Consider the following 20,392-nt stretch of genomic DNA (forward strand, 5'->3'; position numbering starts at 1 on the left):
ATGTATATTGTAAAGAAAGGAAGCTTTGTCCCAAAGGAGGAATCACCTTGCTAAGAGACTTTTTCAGCAAGAAAAAAAGATACGCATCCATCCCGAGCCAAGAAGCAAAGCAGGATGTACCTGAAGGTTTGATGCAGAAATGTCCAAACTGCCAGAAAATCTTCTATAGAAAAGAATTAAATCGAAACATGAATGTTTGCCCTCATTGCGATCATCATCATCGTCTAAGTGCGTACGAACGTATCCAACATTTATTTGATGAGGAATCCTTTGTAGAATGGGACAAACATATGATTTCCAACAACCCATTGCATTTCCCGGAATACGAAGAAAAATTGGAAAAGGACCGTCAAAAGTCTGACTTGAATGAAGCGGTTGTCACTGGAAAGGCGAAAATGAATGACATGGAGACAGCTGTGGCCGTCATGGATGCCCGCTTCCGAATGGGAAGCATGGGATCGGTGGTAGGTGAGAAAATTACGAACGCCATCGAAAATGCTAGAAAAGAGAATCTTCCATTTATCATTTTTACAGCATCCGGCGGTGCAAGAATGCAGGAAGGTGTGCTTAGCCTTATGCAAATGGGGAAAACATCGGTCGCTCTCCAGCGTCTTCATGCAGACGGAGGTCTTTTCATTTCCGTCATGACCCATCCGACAACAGGCGGTGTTTCTGCAAGTTTTGCCTCATTAGGTGATTATAATTTTGCAGAGCCTGGTGCTTTAATTGGATTTGCAGGTCGGAGAATCATTGAACAAACGATTCGTGAAAAGCTTCCAGAAGATTTTCAGACAGCTGAATTCCTCCTGGAACATGGTCAACTGGACAAAGTCATTCACCGGCATGACATGAAAAAGACACTAACGACGGTTCTTGATCTTCATAATGTGGGAGGTGACCAATCGTGAAGCACGTACTTGAATTCGAGAAACCGGTCATTGAACTAAGAGAAAAAATCTCTGATTTAAAGCGACTGACTGAAAATAGTGAAATGGATCTAAGTGACGAAATCGTCACGTTAGAGAAGCGATTGGAAAGACTTGAAACAGATGTGTATGATCGAATGGCTCCATGGGATCGTGTGCAAATGGCAAGGCACCCTGAGAGACCAACGACGCTAGATTATATCGAATATCTTTTCACAGACTTTCTTGAGCTTCACGGGGACCGTAATTTTGGTGACGATGCTGCAATCGTCTCTGGAATTGCAAAATTCAAAGGTCGCCCCGTAACCGTGATTGGTCATCAGAGGGGTAAAGATACAAAAGAAAATATACGCCGTAATTTCGGCATGCCTCATCCTGAAGGGTACAGAAAAGCTCTCCGCTTAATGAAACAGGCAGATAAATTCAAGAGACCGATCATTACATTTATCGACACAAAGGGTGCCTATCCTGGGAAAGCAGCAGAGGAAAGAGGCCAAAGTGAAGCAATTGCCAGAAACTTGATGGAAATGGCAGGTCTCACAGTTCCTGTAATATGTATAGTGATTGGTGAAGGTGGTAGCGGTGGTGCGCTCGGCCTTGGTATTGGAGATCGTATTTTCATGCTCGAGAATTCCACATATTCTGTGATTTCCCCAGAAGGGGCTTCCTCTATTTTATGGAAGGATGCAGGCCTAGCCCAGGAAGCGGCAGAATCCATGAAAATTACTTCCTATGACTTGAAAAAATTGAATGTCATTGATGGTGTCATCCCAGAGGTAAGAGGGGGAGCGCACAGGGATATTCAGGCGCAGGCTCAAGAAATTGAGAAAATCATTGCCGAATCTTTAGAGACGTTGAGTACTCTTGAAGTTGAGGAATTATTAGAAAAACGTTTCTTAAAGTATAAAAATATTGGCGATTACACGTATCTTGATTTATAATAGGATGGTTGAAATTAATAAGTCCGTAAAGAAAGGTCGCACTTGGGTGCGGCTTTTCGCATCTTAACAGGATGGTAACGCTATCATTGATGAATGGAATGTTGAAGTTTTATTAATTGTATAGACTAGAGGATAGGCTATCCTTATAAAAATAGACGGAGGTTTCGATTCATCTTTGGGTGGGGACAACATAAATAGAAAACTTTTGAGGTGATGAGAATGAAGAAAATCGGAGTACTTACTAGTGGGGGCGACGCTCCTGGAATGAATGCCGCGATTCGTTCAGTCGTTCGTAAAGCGATCTACCATGGTTTAGAAGTCTATGGAATCAAATACGGTTACCAAGGTTTGATTGATGGGGATATCGAAAAGATGGAACTTGGTTCTGTCGGAGATATCATTCAGCGAGGGGGTACAAAGCTTTATTCTGCTCGTTGTGAAGAATTCAAAACAGAAGAAGGTCAACTTAAAGGGATCGAACAAATGAAAAAACATGGCATCGAGGGCTTGATAGCCATCGGCGGTGATGGTACCTTTATGGGGGCTAAAAAAATTACGGAAAAAGGATACCCATGCATTGGTGTACCAGGAACGATTGATAATGATATTCATGGAACTGATTTCACAATCGGGTTTGACACAGCCTTGAATACCATCATTGATGCCATTGATAAAATTCGTGACACCGCTACATCTCATGAACGCACGTTCATTATCGAAGTGATGGGTCGTGATGCAGGTGATCTTGCACTTTGGGCAGGACTTGCGGACGGTGCTGAAAGTATCATCATTCCAGAAGCTCAAGATGATTTTGAAGATATCATCGATCGTTTGAAGCGCGGACATGATCGTGGCAAGAAGCACAGCATTATCATTGTAGCTGAAGGTGTCGGAAGTGCTGTGGACCTTGGTCGGAAAATTGATGAGGCTGCTGGTTTAGAATCACGTGTGACCGTACTTGGTCATACGCAGCGTGGTGGTTCTCCAAGTGCTGCTGACCGAGTACTAGCAAGCCGCCTCGGTGCGTATGCGGTGGACTTGTTGTTGAATGGACACGCTGGTCGTATGGTAGGTATACAGCAGAATAAATTGGTGGATCATGATATTGTAGAGATCCTGAACAGGAAGCACGAAATCGACTTTGATATGTATCGTCTTTCCAAAGAACTATCTATATAATGCAAGAGGCACTTGAGGAGGAAATAAAATGTTTAGAAAAACAAAAATCGTTAGTACAATCGGACCTGCTTCTGAGTCTGTCGAAAAATTGACCCAGCTGATTGAAGCAGGGATGAATGTCGCTCGTTTGAATTTCTCACACGGAGATTTTGAAGAGCACGGAGCTAGAATCGATAATATCCGTGAAGCTTCTAAAGCGACAGGTAAGACTGTAGCTATTCTACTTGATACAAAAGGTCCGGAAATTCGTACCGGGACATTGAAAGATGGAGAAGCTTATTTGGAAAAAGGCTCAACGACTTATGTATCTATGGACGAAATTGAAGGGGATGCTGAACGCTTCTCTGTCACTTATCCTGGATTGATCAATGATGTTCACCCGGGCTCTAAGATCTTGTTGGATGATGGCCTCGTAGAACTTCAAGTAGAAGAAATCGACAAAGAGAAAAATGAGATTAAGACGACTGTATTGAACAATGGCCCATTGAAAAATAAAAAAGGGGTCAACGTTCCCAATGTAAGTGTCAACTTGCCTGGAATTACGGAAAAAGATGCGAAGGATATCGAGTTCGGAATCGAGCAAGGCGTTGACTTTATCGCTGCATCTTTCGTACGTCGTGCGTCAGATGTTCTAGAAATTAAAGAACTTCTTGAGAAACATAACGCCAGTCACATTCAAATCATTCCAAAAATCGAAAACCAAGAAGGTGTCGACAACATCGATGATATCCTTGAAGTCAGCGATGGCTTGATGGTTGCTCGTGGAGACCTTGGTGTTGAAATTCCAGCTGAAGATGTACCACTTGTACAAAAGCGTTTAATTCGTAAATGTAATGAAGCAGGTAAGCCTGTCATTACAGCTACTCAAATGCTTGACTCAATGCAACGTAACCCACGTCCGACTCGTGCAGAAGCGTCTGACGTTGCGAACGCTATTTTTGATGGTACGGATGCAATTATGCTTTCTGGTGAAACAGCTGCAGGAGATTACCCTGTTGAGGCCGTTCAAACGATGCATAATATTGCAAGCAAAACAGAAACAGGTTTAAACCACATGGCTCTATTGCAAGAACGTTCCAAGCACAGTGACATGACAATCACGGATGCGATCAGCCAGTCGGTTACTCATACGGCGATTAACTTAAACGCAGCAGCTATCGTTACACCTACAGAAAGTGGACATACGGCTCGCATGATTTCTAAGTATCGTCCGAAAGCCCCGATTGTAGCTATTACTTCTGATGAAGAAGTGAACCGTAAGCTATCCCTCGTTTGGGGAGTTTATGCCGTAATGGGACCACGTGCTTACTCTACGGATGATATGCTGGATGTCGCAGTTGAACGCAGCCTTGCTTCCGGTCTTGCTATTCGCGGTGACCGCGTAGTTATCACTGGTGGTGTGCCTGTTGGTGAGAGTGGTACAACGAACTTGATGAAAGTCCACGTCATTGGTGATGTCCTAGTAAAAGGACAAGGCGTTGGCCAGAAGAGTGCTTATGGACGTGCCATCGTAACTAAGAATGCGCAGGAAGCTATCGATCGTGTCGAGGATGGAGACATCTTGGTCACACAAGGAACAGATCGTGACATGATGCCAGCCATTGAAAAAGCTGCCGGTATCATTACAATGGAAGGTGGACTTACTTCTCATGCAGCGGTGGTCGGATTAAGTCTTGGTATTCCAGTCATTGTTGGAGTTAACGATGCTCTTGAATTGATCAAGGATGGTTCTGACATTACCATTGATAGTTCACGTGGTGATATTTATGAAGGGCACGCAAGTGTATTATAAGACTGAAACGAGAGAAGGCAGGGGAGTGTTTACTCCTCTGCCTTTTCTTTTCATTGTATCCTCAAAAGAGGTATAATAGAGGAAATGGAAAGAAGGGAAGATTCTATGTTTCGTTGGTTATTGCTTTTTATTTTAGTGGTACCCGCATTAGAAATTGGTGTACTCATATGGACAGGAAATTTAATCGGACCAATATGGGTCATTCTTTTAATTATATTGACAGGCGTTTTAGGTGCATGGTTGGCTAAAAAGCAGGGGTTAGAAACAATCAGGAACTTTCAGCAGTCCGTACAATATGGACAAATGCCTCAAGATACACTTTTAGATGGTGCCTGCATACTTGTCGGTGGAGCTGTATTGCTTACACCTGGGTTTATCACAGATGCGATTGGATTCTTATTGTTGTTCCCGGCAACCAGGTCCCCTATCAAACGAGTCATACGAAAAGCGATCGAAAAAGCCATGCAAAAAGGAACGATTACCATATACAGAAAATAAAAACAAACTCAGAGATTTATTTCTCTGAGTTTTTTGCTTTTGAACTTACACCCTATTGATTTAACTTAAGCTGTATATAATGTGGAAGATGGGGTTTTGATATAACCAGGTATCAAATCCGTATCAAGAACCAGGGGATCCGGGGAACCTCTCGCTAGTTTTTTCCTAATATATATGTCCAAATTTCTTTGGTCACTCCTGTTTTAACTAATGTCTGAATGGTCATGAGGACGATAGGGCTGATCAGCATCCCTATTCCTCCAAATAGTTGAAAACCGAGAAAAAGACTGATGAGAAGGATAATAGGAGGGACACCAAAGTGATCAGCCAGCAATTTTGGTTCGAGTGTTTGTCTTGTCAGCATGACAACCATATAGAGGATGGATAAGCAGATCGTCATCATAAATTCTCCGGTGAGAAATTGGTAGATAATCCACGGGAGAAAGATGATGCCTGTTCCTACATAGGGGATAAAATCGACAAGAGCTGCGAGAAATGTTATGGTCAAAGGGTGTGGAGCACCGATGATGAGTAACCCCATTGCAATGATAGAAGTTGAAATCATAACGAGCGTGCACTGAGCACGGATCAGTCCTTTGATGGTATGAATAAATTCACCCTGGAAGATATACATACGTTCAGAAAGGTTATCAGGAAAAATTTTATTCAAAAACTTCATTATAATATACCAGTCTTTGCATATGAAGAAAGTAGCAAGCAGGGTAATAAAGACGAAGGCGAAAGAAGATGGAAGCTCTGCAAGAAAAATCCCTGTTGCTTCAAGTGCACTGTTTAACAAGGAGAGACTTGTCTCACTGAATTTCTCCTGAGCTACCTTCATATATTCTTCCAATGTTTGCTGCTGGTTTGCACTTAATTTGTCGGTGAATGCTTCTCCCCTGGATATTAAAGGGCTCAAGAGATGCATAAATCCTTGAGTTAAGTAGTTGGTTAGTAGAGAAAAATGACCAGGAACTCCAGACGCTAAATACTGAATACCTCGAATGATTTCTGCCACTAATAGTGCTAAGAGCCCTCCTGCAAGCCCACCGAAAATGAACAGAACAAGCAAAATAGACGCACCTCTTGGAATCCGCAGGTGTTTGTTAAACAATTGAATAAAGGGTTGGAAGAAGACAGATAACACAATAGCAAATATAAACGGCTGCAAGTATATCCAGGAAAAATAAGTGAAGAATAGAAGGCTGACAGCGATTATGACAACGAAAATAAACCGTAGAATTGCTTGTAATATTTGGTTATCCATATCATCCACCTCCCCATGGTAAAAATGAGTTTGAGCTTTGATTAGGCAATGAAAAAATAGATAGGAACGAATGTATAATTATAATAATTATGTAGGAATATTCGATAAAATCCTGCAAAATTAAACGGTTTCAATTCACATTCTCTTCAGAATACTTTATAATTGTCTGTGGGGTAGTTTTCCTAAAAGGTAAATAAGCAAATAGTAAAGCGTTTTCTTATTAGAGTTTTAAGGAAAAAGGAATTTTTGAAAGGGAGAGATTGTATGTCATCATCAACTAAAGGTCTTGAAGGAATTACAGCAACTGAATCATCCATAAGTTCAATCATCGACGATAAACTGACATATGTCGGATATGATATCGATGACCTGGCAAATAACTCCAGTTTTGAAGAGGTTGTCTACCTTCTCTGGAATCAAAAGCTACCAAATAAAGAAGAATTGGATGCTTTTAAGGAAGAACTTATTTCAAATATGGACATTCCGACTGAAGTTGTCGATCATCTGAAGTCTTATGATCTGTCGACAGTACACCCTATGGCTGCTTTGCGTACGGCTGTTTCCATGCTTGGACTCTACGATCCTGAGTCTGATGTCATGGAAGAGGAAGCGAATAAGCGGAAAGCGCTGCGTTTACAAGCGAAAATCCCTACGGTTGTAACTGCATTTGCTCGTATCCGTAAAGGAGAAGAGCCGGTATCACCTAAAAAAGATTTGAGTTTTGCAGGAAACTTCCTTTATATGCTCAACGGAAAAGACCCTGAAGACTTAGAAGTGGAAGCTTTCAATAAAGCACTTGTCCTTCATGCCGATCACGAGTTGAATGCGTCTACATTTACAGCCCGTGTCTGTGTAGCTACGCTCTCTGATGTGTACTCTGGAGTGACGGCTGCTATTGGAGCTTTGAAAGGCCCATTGCATGGTGGTGCGAATGAACGCGTCATGAAGATGCTTACAGAAATCGGAAGTGTCGAGAACGCAATTCCTGCCATCGAGAAAAAGCTGGAAAACAAAGAAAAAATCATGGGTATGGGGCACCGTGTCTACCGTTCAGGAGATCCACGTGCAAAACACTTGAAAGAAATGTCCCGTGAATTGACAGGACTTACAGGTCACTCCAAATACTATGAAATGTCTATTAAAATTGAGGACTATATTAAAGAGAACAAAGGTCTTCCAGCGAATGTGGACTTTTATTCAGCATCTGTTTATCATAGTCTTGGAATCGATCACGATATTTTCACACCAATCTTCGCCGTTTCCCGTGTGTCCGGCTGGTTGGCGCATATTCTCGAGCAGTACTCCAACAACCGTCTGATTCGTCCACGTGCGGAATACGTAGGACCTAAAGGCCAAAGTTATACACCAATTGAGGATCGATAAGAGAGCAGCCGGTACGCCGGCACGCCTCCCTTTTTATTCAACTTATTTTAACGTATGATAGAAGAGGATGATCCATCCATATTTCTTACAAAATATTAGGAGGGTTTATTGTGACACAAGCACAAAAAATTACAGTAGAACAAAACGGATCACTAAATGTACCAGAGCGTCCGGTTATTCCTTACATCGAAGGTGATGGAATCGGTCCTGATATTTGGGCAGCCGCTAGCCGCGTGATCGAAGCTGCCGTTGATAAAGCATACAATAGTGAGAAATCCATCGAGTGGAAAGAAGTACTTGCTGGTCAGAAAGCTTATGATGAAACAGGTGAGTGGCTTCCAGAAGCAACTCTGGATACAATCAGAGATTACAAGATTGCAATCAAAGGTCCTTTGACGACTCCAATTGGTGGCGGAATCCGTTCATTGAACGTAGCCCTTCGTCAAGAGTTGGACTTGTTTACATGCCTACGTCCTGTACGCTACTTCGAAGGGGTACCTTCTCCGGTTAAGCGTCCAGAAGATACAGATATGGCAATCTTCCGTGAAAACACTGAAGATATTTATGCAGGTATCGAGTGGCAAAAAGGAACACCAGAAGTGAAGAAAGTCATCGACTTCCTTCAAAACGAAATGGGTGTACATAACATTCGTTTCCCTGAAACTTCCGGAATCGGAATTAAGCCGGTATCCGAAGAAGGTACGAAGCGATTGGTTCGTGCAGCAATTGATTATGCATTGAATGAAGGACGTAAAAACGTCACGCTCGTACACAAAGGAAACATTATGAAGTTCACAGAGGGCTCCTTCAAAGCTTGGGGTTATGAAGTTGCTGAAGAGGAATATGCTGATAAAGTATTCACATGGGCAGAATATGACCGTATTGTTGAAAAAGAAGGTAAAGACGCTGCAAACAAAGCTCAGGACGCAGCAGAAGCTGAAGGTAAGATCATCGTAAAAGATGCGATCGCAGATATCTTCCTTCAACAAATTCTTACTCGTCCGAAAGAGTTCGATGTTGTTGCAACGATGAACCTAAACGGAGACTACATCTCTGATGCACTCGCTGCACAAGTGGGTGGAATTGGAATTGCTCCAGGTGCAAACATCAACTTTGAAACAGGACATGCAATCTTTGAAGCGACACATGGTACAGCTCCGAAGTATGCGGGTCTTGATAAAGTGAATCCATCTTCTGTTATCCTTTCTGGTGTGCTTATGCTTGAGCACCTCGGTTGGAGAGAAGCGGCTGATTTAATCACGAAATCTATGGACAAAACAATCGGAAGTAAGGTTGTCACATATGATTTCGCTCGTATGATGGAAGGCGCAACAGAAGTGAAATGCTCTGAGTTCGGTGATGAACTGATTAAGAATATGGATTAATCAATAAGGGAGAGTGGGTCATGATGGCTATTCGTAGAAACAAAGTATCCGTAATCGGTGCTGGTTTCACTGGTGCTACGACAGCGCTTATGCTCGCACAAAAAGAGCTGGGAGATGTTGTACTCGTTGATATTCCCGATATGGAAGATCCAACGAAAGGAAAAGCTCTGGACATGTTGGAAGCGAGTCCTGTTCAGGGATTTGATGCGAAGGTTACTGGAACTTCTGACTATAAGGATACGAAAGATTCAGACCTTGTCATCATCACTGCAGGAATTGCTCGTAAGCCTGGTATGAGTCGTGATGATCTAGTCAATACAAACTCGAAAATAATGAAGAGTGTGACGAAAGAAATCGTCAAAAACTCTCCAGATTGTTTTATCGTTGTGTTGACGAACCCTGTTGATGCCATGACTTATTCTGTATTCTAGGAGGCTGGTTTACCAAAGAATCGTGTCATCGGACAATCCGGTGTCTTGGATACAGCACGCTTCCGTACATTTGTTGCAGAAGAGTTGAATGTATCGATCAAAGATGTAACTGGTTTCGTTCTTGGTGGTCACGGTGACGATATGGTACCACTTACACGTTATTCTTTCGCTGGCGGAATTCCTTTGGAAAAATTAATTTCCAAAGAGCGTTTAGATGCAATTGTAGAGAGAACGCGTAAAGGCGGCGGAGAAATTGTCGGTCTTCTTGGAAATGGAAGTGCCTATTATGCACCTGCGGCTTCGTTAGTCCAAATGGCAGAAGCAATTCTGAAGGATCAGCGTCGTATTCTTCCTTCCATAGCTTACTTGGAAGGGGAATATGGATATGACGGTATCTATCTAGGAGTTCCTACGATCCTTGGTGGAAATGGAATTGAAGAGGTCATTGAGCTTGAACTGACAGAAGAAGAAAAACAGCAGTTGGATAAATCGGCGGATTCTGTTAAAAATGTGTTGAATGTATTAAAATAAAGGTGAAGGGATTCGGGGAAAACCCTCGGGTCCCTTTTTTTAACACTAAAGAAAACGCTTACAAGAGGTGAGGATATGTTAGGAAAAAAGAGAAAGCTTGGAAAGAAAATCAATGATTTGAAAACCGGCGAAAAATTCACGACTTCTTTTACAGTCGAAGACCGTGATTTACTTATGTATCTAGGTTTGACCAATGATGCAAACCCTTTGTATATTCAGCATGATTATGCTTCACAAACACCTTTTAAACGCCCGGTCGTACCGACAGTTATGGTATTTGGTATGGTGTCGTCTATTGTATCCATGCATTTGCCTGGTCCGGGGAGTCACATCATAAAGCAAAATATAGAATACCCTAAACCTGTTTATCATTATTCAGACGTCCGTTTTGACGCTGAAGTAACAGCTATTCACAAAGAAGAACATCAAGTTGAACTGCAAGTGGTAGGACTTGATGAAGAAGGCGACGAGGTCGTGAGAGGAATGCTTGTCGTTCAACCACCGTATGAACCCGATTCTATGAATGCAATCTCATTGGAGAACTTTTATTAAATTCGGAACTGCCGCTTAGTTCTCACTTATTACAACAAGCCGCTCGGACTAAAAAGAGGCCAGCGGCTTATTCCTCTTTTCGCCATACCCCTAAAGATAGGCACACCATCCGCTTCCTTTTCCACATAATCTAAGAGTCTTTAAACGGATGAAAAAGAGCTTAATGTCTATATTAAGATTAAGTAAAAATGGTAAAGATCCGTATTCAAATTGTAAACTTCATTGTATGATGAAAGTAACTTGTAGTAGAGGTGATGGCATTGGAACAAAAAATTCTAATTGTAGATGATGAAGAATCTATTGTAACTTTATTAAAATATAATATTGATCAAGCAGGATATGAGACAGATGTGGCCTTTAACGGAACGGATGCTCTTGAAAAAGCCTCGAAAGACCATTTTGACTTAATCGTCCTTGACGTTATGCTTCCGGGGATGGATGGTATGGAAGTATGTAAGAAATTGAGGCAAATGCAAGTGAATACGCCTGTCCTCATGTTGACTGCTAAAGACGATGAGTTTGATAAGGTACTTGGTCTTGAGCTTGGTGCAGACGATTACTTGACCAAACCATTCAGCCCTAGAGAAGTCGTAGCTAGGATCAAAGCAATCTTGAGAAGAATGGTTCGGGAAAATGTGGTAAACGATCAAAAAATTATTCAAATTGCTGATCTATCTATTTACCCTGAACAATATGAGGCAACAATCAAGGAAGAGCCTTTAACCTTTACCCCGAAAGAATTTGAGCTTCTCTTATACCTGGCTCAAAACTTAGGTCGTGTACTTTCCAGAGACCAACTATTAAGTGCCGTTTGGAATTATGATTTCGCCGGAGACACTCGTATTGTCGATGTCCATGTTAGCCATTTACGTGAAAAAATTGAACCCGAGACGAAAAAACCAGTGTATATAAAAACAATACGTGGGCTCGGTTATAAAATGGAGGAGCCTAAATAAATGAGCTCCAATACTAGGCCACTGATGACCTATACGGTTTTAGTGGTCATTGTCATGCTAGGGCTGGGTATTATTCTTGCTCAACTGACCCGTGGCTATTTTATCAATATATTTGAAGAGCGAGTAGAGTTGGAAAGTCAATATTTCATCACGTACTTGGATCAGTTTACGGAAGATAGGGAAGTAAGTCAGGATGAGTTGTATAATTTTAGTGAACAGTTGAATACAGGCATGATTTTTATATCGGATTCTGGAGAGAGAATAATTGATACGGTTGATGCTGTACCTGTCATAAATACTGATGAAAAGCAGGAAGTGATCAAAAGGGTTGAGAATGGAACCTCCCCGATGAATGAAGGGCAGATGCTGGATGAGATCTTCTATTACCCTGTGAATAATAGTGTGGATGATATTGATGGCACACTTATTCTTCTGTCGCCCGTGGAAGCATTAACTAATATTACAAAAAATATCTGGCTTTTAATCGGGTTTACATTACTTCTTGGTCTTTTAGTTATATTTGTCATTGGCTTTAACGTGTTTTCTAAATATATCCGCCCTATTCGATCAGCCGCTAATGTCGCTACAGAACTTGCGAAAGGAAATTATAAAGCAAGGACTTATGAAGGACATTTTGGTGAAGCTGGGCAACTTAGCCAGTCGATTAATATCCTGGCAAGGAATCTGCAGGAGATGACGAGTACAAAGGGTATGCAGGAGAACCAATTAGAAGCTGTCATCAATAATATGGGGAATGGGTTAGTATTGATTGATGAAAAAGGGTATATTCTACTTTTGAACCGTGCTTTCTTAGAAACGTTTAAAGGAGAGCAAAAAGACTTTATCGGTCATTTGTATCACGATGCTATCCCTTACACAACCATTCACGAGACAGTACAGAAGATTTATATGTTTGAAGAAACGGTGAGTGAAACGTTTGTCCTGCCTGTTAATATAGACAGGAAACACTTGGAGGTCACCGGGGCTCCCATATTCAGCGAAGGCCAAAAATGGAGAGGAGTCGTTTTGGTTTTCCATGATATATCTGAACTGAAACAGTTGGAGCAAATGAGAAAAGACTTTGTAGCTAACGTTTCTCATGAATTGAAAACTCCAATTACTTCTATTCGTGGTTTTTCAGAAACACTGCTTGACGGGGCTATGAAAGATGAAAAGATGCTCGAGCAGTTTTTACAAATCATCTTAAAAGAAAGTGGCCGGTTACAGTCCTTGATTCAAGACCTTTTGGAATTGTCCAAACTTGAAAGGGATGACTTCCTCTTAAATGTTGAACAAGTGGAAGTCCAACGGTTGTTAAATGATTTACTACCAATTGTGGAACAACATGCCGAGCAAAAAGAAGTGAAGTTCCATGCTTCCGTGCATGGGAATACTATGATTCAAGGTGATTCCAGCCGCTTGAAACAAGTGTTTATGAACTTGTTAACGAATGCCATTAATTATTCAGGAGATGAAGGAGAAGTTACATTAGAATTTCAAGAATTAGAAAATCATGTAACGATTAAAATCACTGATAATGGTGTGGGAATACCAGAGGAAGAAATATCCAGGATCTTTGAGAGGTTCTACCGTGTGGATAAAGCGAGAAGCAGGAACTCAGGTGGTACAGGTCTCGGGCTTGCCATTGTAAAACACATTGTAGAAGCTCATGAAGGGACCATCCATGTAGAAAGTGAAGTGGATGTCGGGACGGCATTTTATGTTGAGATTCCAAAGAAGTTTACGGAAAATTAATATTTCATTAAATTAAGGTTAACATTACTTCGATAGAATACCTTTGAAACCCTTTCATCCAAGGTGTTTTCTCTTTTTGGCAGAAGCTTCCCTCGCTTCTGCCTTTTTTTGTTTCGATTCCGTTAAAACCTTGTAAAAATACACCCCCATACTTCCCATTCAAAATTCAATCCCTTAACCAATGTTCTGCTATAGGATGCATTCAATATACTGCAGTTATTATAATAAAGTGCTCTATAACAAGCTTTTCTCATGCGGAATTGCGTCCTTAGTAGTGCATTCTCTTCCAATTACCAAGTGCATAAAGGCAGCTTATTTCGAAGTGGTTTAGAGATACTCATCGGGCAAAGGGGCAGAGGGGAATGGGGAGACTCCTGCGGAAAAAAAGTGCATGGTGAGACCCCACAGGACGAAGTCCGAGGAGGCTCACCGCGCTTCCGCGGAAAGCGAGCCATTCCCCGCAGCCCCCATCCACTCAATAAAAGTCTCGAAATTGATTCTTCAAGAATAGGGAGCTTTAGTGATGATAAAACGAAGGTTACTTTTTTGAAACCTTTTTGTTACATAACCGTAATTATAGTATCCATAAAAGATAAAGGGGAAGTCGATATGAGTCTTAAACAATTTTACAAATGGACGGGCCTTGTCGTCGTGGGGGTGTTGCTGGTCATAGCACTACTTACAACATGGTACACCGTGGATGAATCGGAGCAGGCGGTCGTCCTTACTTTCGGGAAAGCTGAGGATGGCATAACAGAACCAGGCTTGCACTTCAAAATGCCATGGCCGGTCCAAGAAGTAGAAAAAATGTCGAAAGAAACGTTTAGCTTGGATTTCGGGTTCGATGACAGCGGAGACGAAACGGATAAAGTAACGATGATTACAGGAGACGATATGATTTTACAGGCTGATCTCGTCGTCCAATGGAAGATTACGGATCCAGCTGCTTATTTGTTTGCCTCGGAGAAACCTGAACAGGTTTTATTTAATGCCACATCTTCTTCACTTAGAGGTGTCATTGGAAGTAGTGAAATTGATGAAGCTCTAACATCTGGTAAAGCTGAAATTGAAAATGAAGTGAGAGAAGGGTTAGTCAGTTTAATTGATAGCTATGAAATTGGTGTATCCATTATAGATGTTCGTCTGCAGGAGGTCGATCTTCCGAATAAGGAAGTACGCTCGGCGTTTACAAAGGTGACAGATGCGAGGGAACAGAAACAAAGTAAGGTGAATGAAGCGGAGAAGTATGCCAACCAGAAACGCGAAGAAGCGCTTGGTGAAAAAGACGCGATTATTCAAAGGTCGGAAGGTGCGAAAGTAGAGAGAATTCAACAAGCAACCGGTGCTGTTGCTAGTTTTAATGCCTTGCTTGAGGAGTATCAGGGGAACGAAGCGATTACCCGTGAGCGTCTTGTGATGGAGACACTTGAAGAAGTGCTTCCAGAGGCTAACGTCTACATTATGAATGATGATGGAAACACATTGAAATACCTTCCATTAAATCAAGGAACCGTTCAAAATGTTGTACCTCCTAGTTCGGCGGAAGACGAGGAGAGTGAAGAATCATGAGTGAAGAAATCTTTAATGAAAATGAAAAACAAAAGAAGGACCTCAGAAAGTACGTGAAAGCTGGAGTCACATTACTAGTCATTATAGGGATTCTCCTTATAGGTATAAATTCAATGGTGATCGCTAAAGAAGGGGAGTATAAGGTCGTTCGCCAATTTGGAGATGTTGTGAAGATTCACGAAGAGCCGGGTCTTAAGTTCAAGATCCCATTAGTGCAAGAAGTATCCACCCTCTCTAAAAAGAAGATGGTCTACGATGTAGATGAAAAAGAGATCACCACTTTGGATAAAAAGCGGATGATTATCGATAATTATGCCATTTGGAGCATCACTGACCCCGAAAATATGATTGCTAATGCCCGGACTGAGATGAATGCAGAAGCGAGAATGGGAGAGTTTATTTTCTCCATTGTCCGATCTGAATTAGGGAAGATGAATTTTTCTGAGATAATTAATGAGGAAGAGAGTTCCAGAGGCGTATTGAATGAAGAAATTACGGCCAAGGTTAACGAATATCTGCAAAGAGACAATTATGGCATCGTTGTAGATGACGTACGAATAAAGCGGTCTGACCTGCCGGAGGCAAATGAGGAAGCTGTTTTCAATCAAATGATTACAGACCGTGAAAAAATAGCTCAACAGTACTTGTCAGAAGGAGAAGCGGATAAGAGTAGAATTCATGCAGAAGTTGACCGGGAAGTACAGGAAATGTTGTCTACAGCTCGGGCAAATGCTGAAAAAATAAGAGCAGAAGGCGAAAAGGAAGCTGCTCAGATATACAACAATGCCTTTTCTCAAGATCCGGAGTTCTACCAACTTTATCGAACCCTGGAATCTTATAAGAAGACGATTGATGGGGAGACGACCATTATTCTTCCTCAGGATTCTCCTTATGCTGAATTACTTTTAGGTTATTTTGAATAAACGATCAGGCGCGCCTTTTTCCTCTCTACTGCAAACGTGGTAGAATGATGAAAAAGGCGTTTTTACATACCAATGGAACCTCAGAATCCTTTGAAGAAATATACATTGATTCATTAAACCAACGAAGACTAAAAAAAGAAACAGATGGAGATCATCGAGTATCTTCTATAACGAGGAGTGAGCCAATGGCTGAGAAAGTGGTATTAATTGATGGGAACAGTATTGCGTACCGGGCATTTTTTGCATTGCCTTTGTTGAACAATGATAAAGGGGTCTACACGAACGCCGTGTATGGGTTTACAACTATGTTGTTGAAAATTCTTGAAGAAGATCAACCGGATCATCTGCTCGTTGCTTTTGATGCTGGTAAAACAACATTCCGTCATAAAACTTATGAGGATTATAAGGGTGGCCGGCAGAAAACTCCTTCTGAACTATCTGAACAGTTCCCTGTCCTTAAGGAGCTCCTGGATGCATTTGAAGTCAATTATTATCAGCTTGAGAATTATGAAGCGGACGATATCATAGGAACTCTTGCGACACAGGCGGGGGATAAGGGTCTTGAAGTCAAAGTGATTTCAGGGGACAAGGACCTCCTTCAACTTGTGAATGAGAAAATCACCGTGAGCCTGACGAAAAAAGGGATTACTAATGTGGATACATACACCCCTTCCTTCCTTATGGAGAAGATGGAAGTCCGGCCGGATCAGATTATTGACCTGAAGGCGCTCATGGGAGATAGTTCTGATAATATTCCTGGTGTCCCCGGGGTTGGTGAGAAAACGGCGGTCAAACTTTTGAAGCAATTTGATACGCTAGAAAACCTTTATGATAACTTAAGTGATGTGAGTGGGAAGAAGTTGAAAGAAAAACTGGAAACAAATAAGGAAGAGGCGTTGATGAGTCAGCAGCTGGTTACCATCGAGCGTGAAGCGCCGATCGAAATCAACATCTCTGATATTGGTTATCCTGGTTATCAATCTCAAAAAGTGAGTGAGTTTTTTAAAGAGCTTGGATTCCAATCGCTGCTTTCCCGTGTCCAAGAAGGCGGTGCAGAATCTGAAGAAGCCAATGAACTCCCGGAGATTGATGTAGAAGTGGTACAGGAAATAACAGCAGATCTTTTTACAGGGAAAGAGTCGGTGGTTGTCGAAATGCTTTACGACAATTACCATACGGCGCCAGTGGAAGGAATCGCTATTGTAAATGACCAACGAAAATTCGTCCTCACCATGGAAGAGGCTAAAAATTCGGATGCGTTTCAAACGTGGGCGGAAAGTGAAGAAAATGAAAAATGGGTCTTCGATGCGAAAAGGACGTGTGTGGCTCTTTTGCGTCATGGGATTGAGATGAAGGGAATCACATTCGATTTATTGCTTGCTTCTTATTTGATTAACCCTGCTGAGAATAACCATGATATTCCTGCGATTGGCCATCGTTTAGGTGAAACAGCCGTCAAGTACGATGAAGAAGTGTATGGAAAAGGCGCTAAAATGAAACGTCCAGATGATGATCAGGAGTTCTATGAGCATATCGGAAGAAAAGCATCTCTTCTTTACAACATGAAAGAGGATATGGAAAAGAAATTGAAAGAAAATGAACAATATCAGTTATTCAGAGAACTTGAAATGCCGTTAGCGCTTATTCTTGGTCGAATGGAGCACCGTGGTGTGTGTGTAGACGTCGAGAGGTTGGAAAATATGGGGGAGGAACTGGAAGAACGGTTGAATAAGGTTGAACAGGAAATTTACGAACTTGCAGGAGAGAACTTCAACCTCAATTCCCCTAAGCAACTAGGACCGATTTTATTTGAGAAGCTGGAGCTTCCGGTTATCAAAAAAACGAAGACCGGTTATTCCACTTCTGCGGATGTTTTAGAGCAATTGGAAGATCAACATGAGATCATCCCTAAAATCCTTCTTAACCGTCAGCTCAGGAAGCTGAAGTCGACATATATCGAAGGTCTTCTTAAGGTCGTTCATGAAGAGACAGGGAAAATTCATACACGCTTTAACCAAGCTCTTACACAAACCGGGCGACTAAGTTCCACGGATCCTAACTTACAGAACATCCCGATCCGCCTTGAAGAAGGGCGTAAAATAAGGCAGGCCTTTATCCCATCTCAAAAAGGGTGGGTCATGTTTGCCAGTGACTATTCTCAAATTGAACTTCGTGTCCTCGCCCATATTGCCCAGGATCAAAAGCTTATGCAGGCATTCAAAGAAGGCGCAGATATTCACACCCAAACAGCAAGTGAAGTTTTCGGTGTATCCAGAGACGACGTTACAAGTGAAATGAGAAGACAGGCGAAAGCAGTAAACTTCGGGATCGTTTACGGAATCAGTGATTATGGCCTGTCACAAAGCCTTGGTATTACTCGGAAAGAAGCACAAGCTTTCATTGATAAATATTTTGAGAGCTATCCTAGAGTCAAGTCTTATATGGATGAGACCGTGAGGGAAGCGAAAGAGACAGGATATGTATCAACATTTATGAACCGTAGAAGATACCTGCCTGACATTAAGAGCCGGAATTTTAATAAACGCAGCTTTGCCGAACGAACGGCGATGAACACACCGATTCAGGGAAGTGCAGCCGATATTATTAAAAAAGCGATGATTGACCTTGAAGAAAAACTTCAAGAAGAGAACATGCAAGCCAAAGTCCTCCTTCAAGTGCATGACGAATTGATCATTGAAGCACCGAAAGAAGAAGTGAAACAACTAGAAGAGATTGTATCATCTGTCATGGAAAATACCGTTGATTTAGATGTTCCTCTAAAAGTCGATTCTTCTTATGGGGACACTTGGTATGATGCAAAGTAAGAGGAGAATGAAACGATGCCAGAGTTACCTGAAGTAGAAACAGTCAGAAAAACATTGAAACATCTCGCTTTAGGAAAAGAGGTTGAAAAGGTATCCGTGTTTTGGGGGAATATCATTAAACAACCTCAAGATCCAAAAGAGTTTGAGCAGTTATTGGTGGGGCAGACCATTCAAGATATCGATCGTAAAGGAAAGTTTTTAATCTTCCATATGGATGACATTGCACTCGTTTCCCATTTGCGCATGGAGGGGAAGTTTGGTGTTTACGATGGTTCGATCGAAAAGCCGAAGCATACCCACGTGATCTTCCATTTTACTGATGGAACAGAACTTCGATATAACGATGTGCGGAAATTTGGGACGATGCACGCTTTTCCAAAAGGAATGGAGCTTAAAAATAAACCGCTTATTCAATTAGGGCCTGATCCGTTCAATGAAGCTTTCACCGTGGATTATTTTTATGGGAGGCTTAAGAAAACATCTAGAAACATGAAAGCGGTCCTGCTTGACCAATCGATTGTAGCTGGACTAGGGAATATTTATGTAGACGAAGCCCTCTTCAGGGCAGGCATTCATCCTGAGCAAATCGCCAATACTCTGACAAAAATTGAGGTTGAAAAGATTCGTGAAGCTAGTATTTCCGTTATCCTTGAGGCTATTGAACAGGGCGGAACGACCATTCGCTCTTACTTGAACAGTCAGGGAGAAATCGGGATGTTTCAGCAGAAGCTCCGTGTTTATGGAAAGCAGGATTCGGAGTGTGTCGAATGTGGCACGCCGATTACAAAGTTGAAGGTCAGCGGAAGAGGGACTCACATCTGTCCTAATTGTCAACCTTTACACACTACTAGGTAAAACCCCATATACTATCCCACAGCTTAAGATATGAAGGTGTGGGATGCATGGGGATTGGGATGTTCATTTTTTTGTTCGTTACAGCAGTAAGCATCGATAGCTTTGGAATCGGCTGCGTTTTGGGTTTGAAAAAGGTCGGCCTTACTTTAAGAGGCGTCTTTTTAATTGCGAGTGTCTCCGGTTGTATGTTTCTTTTGTCTTCTTATTTTGGACATTTGCTGGCAGCGGTGGTGGCAGCAGAAGACGCCGAACGTGTGGGGGCACTTGCGTTAATCGGAATCGGGATCTACTTCTTATGGCAATTTTTTAAGAAAGAGAAGGATAGTGAAGAAAAGAAAGAGCCTTGGCTTAATCCGGCCAAAGTACTGAACGACCCCTTAGCTGCGGATGTAGACCACTCCGGTGGGATCCAAGGGAAAGAAGTATGGCTGCTTGGAGCAGCACTATCCCTTGATACCATTGGAGCTGGAATCAGCGGAGCGCTTATTGGAATTCCTATCTTTTTTACAGCGGTCATGATTACCGTAGCGACTTTCTGCATGCTTGGGTGTGGAATTTTGAGTGGCTCAAAGCTTAGTGATAAAGCGGAAAGCTTGTCCATTTTACCTTGAGTGTTACTTATCA

The 20,392-nt window shown here is 41.9% G+C and carries 16 protein-coding genes and 1 pseudogene; 16 read left to right on the forward strand and 1 reads right to left on the reverse strand.

Annotation, left to right across the window (positions count from 1 at the left end):
* Nucleotides 1-47 precede the first annotated feature (47 nt).
* The 5 genes from accD (at nucleotide 48) to LC065_RS10445 (ending at nucleotide 5,336) form a co-directional block, all read left to right on the forward strand.
* Complete coding sequence (accD, locus tag LC065_RS10425) at nucleotides 48-908, forward strand: acetyl-CoA carboxylase, carboxyltransferase subunit beta (protein ID WP_226591424.1); 861 nt, start codon at nucleotides 48-50, stop codon at nucleotides 906-908.
* The gene (locus LC065_RS10430; RefSeq protein WP_226591421.1) at nucleotides 905-1,867 is read left to right on the forward strand and encodes an acetyl-CoA carboxylase carboxyltransferase subunit alpha; all 963 of its coding nucleotides are present in this window, start codon (nucleotides 905-907) and stop codon (nucleotides 1,865-1,867) included. Before accD ends, LC065_RS10430 begins: the two co-directional genes overlap by 4 nt.
* A 219-nt stretch (nucleotides 1,868-2,086) precedes the next feature.
* A complete protein-coding gene (pfkA, locus tag LC065_RS10435) occupies nucleotides 2,087-3,046 on the forward strand; it encodes a 6-phosphofructokinase (protein WP_306163394.1) in 960 nt (319 codons plus the stop codon).
* A gap of 28 nt (nucleotides 3,047-3,074) precedes the next feature.
* Nucleotides 3,075-4,838 carry a pyruvate kinase gene (pyk, locus tag LC065_RS10440; protein WP_226591417.1) on the forward strand — a complete coding sequence of 588 codons (1,764 nt, stop codon included), beginning with the start codon at nucleotides 3,075-3,077 and terminating at the stop codon, nucleotides 4,836-4,838.
* 105 nt (nucleotides 4,839-4,943) lie between these two features.
* Nucleotides 4,944-5,336, forward strand: coding sequence for an FxsA family protein (locus LC065_RS10445; RefSeq protein WP_226591415.1), 393 nt, complete (start codon nucleotides 4,944-4,946; stop codon nucleotides 5,334-5,336).
* Nucleotides 5,337-5,490: 154 nt separating this feature from the next.
* Here the strand turns inward: LC065_RS10445 and ytvI are convergent, their stop codons facing one another.
* Nucleotides 5,491-6,603, reverse strand: a complete 1,113-nt coding sequence (gene ytvI / locus LC065_RS10450; RefSeq protein WP_226591412.1) for a sporulation integral membrane protein YtvI — start codon at nucleotides 6,601-6,603, stop codon at nucleotides 5,491-5,493.
* A 264-nt stretch (nucleotides 6,604-6,867) separates the two neighbouring features.
* Between ytvI and citZ the strand changes: the two genes are divergently transcribed.
* From citZ to LC065_RS10505, 11 genes and pseudogenes are all read left to right on the forward strand, one after another.
* Complete coding sequence (citZ, locus tag LC065_RS10455; RefSeq protein WP_226591411.1) at nucleotides 6,868-7,986, forward strand: citrate synthase; 1,119 nt, start codon at nucleotides 6,868-6,870, stop codon at nucleotides 7,984-7,986.
* 110 nt (nucleotides 7,987-8,096) lie between these two features.
* Nucleotides 8,097-9,371, forward strand: coding sequence for an NADP-dependent isocitrate dehydrogenase (gene icd / locus LC065_RS10460; protein ID WP_226591409.1), 1,275 nt, complete (start codon nucleotides 8,097-8,099; stop codon nucleotides 9,369-9,371).
* A 23-nt stretch (nucleotides 9,372-9,394) separates the two neighbouring features.
* Nucleotides 9,395-10,333 (forward strand): annotated as a pseudogene (mdh, locus tag LC065_RS10465) (malate dehydrogenase).
* A 75-nt stretch (nucleotides 10,334-10,408) separates the two neighbouring features.
* Nucleotides 10,409-10,885: a MaoC/PaaZ C-terminal domain-containing protein gene (locus LC065_RS10470; RefSeq protein ID WP_226591407.1), complete on the forward strand. Its 477-nt coding sequence runs from the start codon at nucleotides 10,409-10,411 to the stop codon at nucleotides 10,883-10,885.
* A gap of 260 nt (nucleotides 10,886-11,145) precedes the next feature.
* Nucleotides 11,146-11,841, forward strand: coding sequence for a response regulator transcription factor (locus LC065_RS10475; RefSeq protein WP_226591405.1), 696 nt, complete (start codon nucleotides 11,146-11,148; stop codon nucleotides 11,839-11,841).
* Nucleotides 11,842-13,596: a two-component system histidine kinase PnpS gene (pnpS, locus tag LC065_RS10480; RefSeq protein ID WP_226591404.1), complete on the forward strand. Its 1,755-nt coding sequence runs from the start codon at nucleotides 11,842-11,844 to the stop codon at nucleotides 13,594-13,596.
* 609 nt (nucleotides 13,597-14,205) lie between these two features.
* Nucleotides 14,206-15,165, forward strand: a complete 960-nt coding sequence (gene hflK, locus LC065_RS10485) for an FtsH protease activity modulator HflK (RefSeq protein ID WP_226591403.1) — start codon at nucleotides 14,206-14,208, stop codon at nucleotides 15,163-15,165.
* A complete protein-coding gene (hflC, locus tag LC065_RS10490; protein WP_226591402.1) occupies nucleotides 15,162-16,088 on the forward strand; it encodes a protease modulator HflC in 927 nt (308 codons plus the stop codon). Before hflK ends, hflC begins: the two co-directional genes overlap by 4 nt.
* 185 nt (nucleotides 16,089-16,273) lie before the next feature.
* On the forward strand, nucleotides 16,274-18,913 hold the full coding sequence (gene polA, locus LC065_RS10495; RefSeq protein ID WP_306163395.1) for a DNA polymerase I: 2,640 nt from the start codon (nucleotides 16,274-16,276) through the stop codon (nucleotides 18,911-18,913).
* A gap of 15 nt (nucleotides 18,914-18,928) precedes the next feature.
* Entirely contained in the window at nucleotides 18,929-19,768 is an 840-nt protein-coding gene (mutM, locus tag LC065_RS10500; protein ID WP_226591398.1) for a DNA-formamidopyrimidine glycosylase, read from the forward strand.
* Between the two features lie 47 nt (nucleotides 19,769-19,815).
* Complete coding sequence (locus LC065_RS10505) at nucleotides 19,816-20,379, forward strand: manganese efflux pump (protein ID WP_306163396.1); 564 nt, start codon at nucleotides 19,816-19,818, stop codon at nucleotides 20,377-20,379.
* The last annotated feature ends 13 nt before the right edge of the window (nucleotides 20,380-20,392 follow it).

It is taken from the genome of Halobacillus litoralis (genome assembly GCF_020524085.2).
Classification (GTDB): Bacteria; Bacillota; Bacilli; order Bacillales; family Halobacillaceae; genus Halobacillus; species Halobacillus litoralis_E.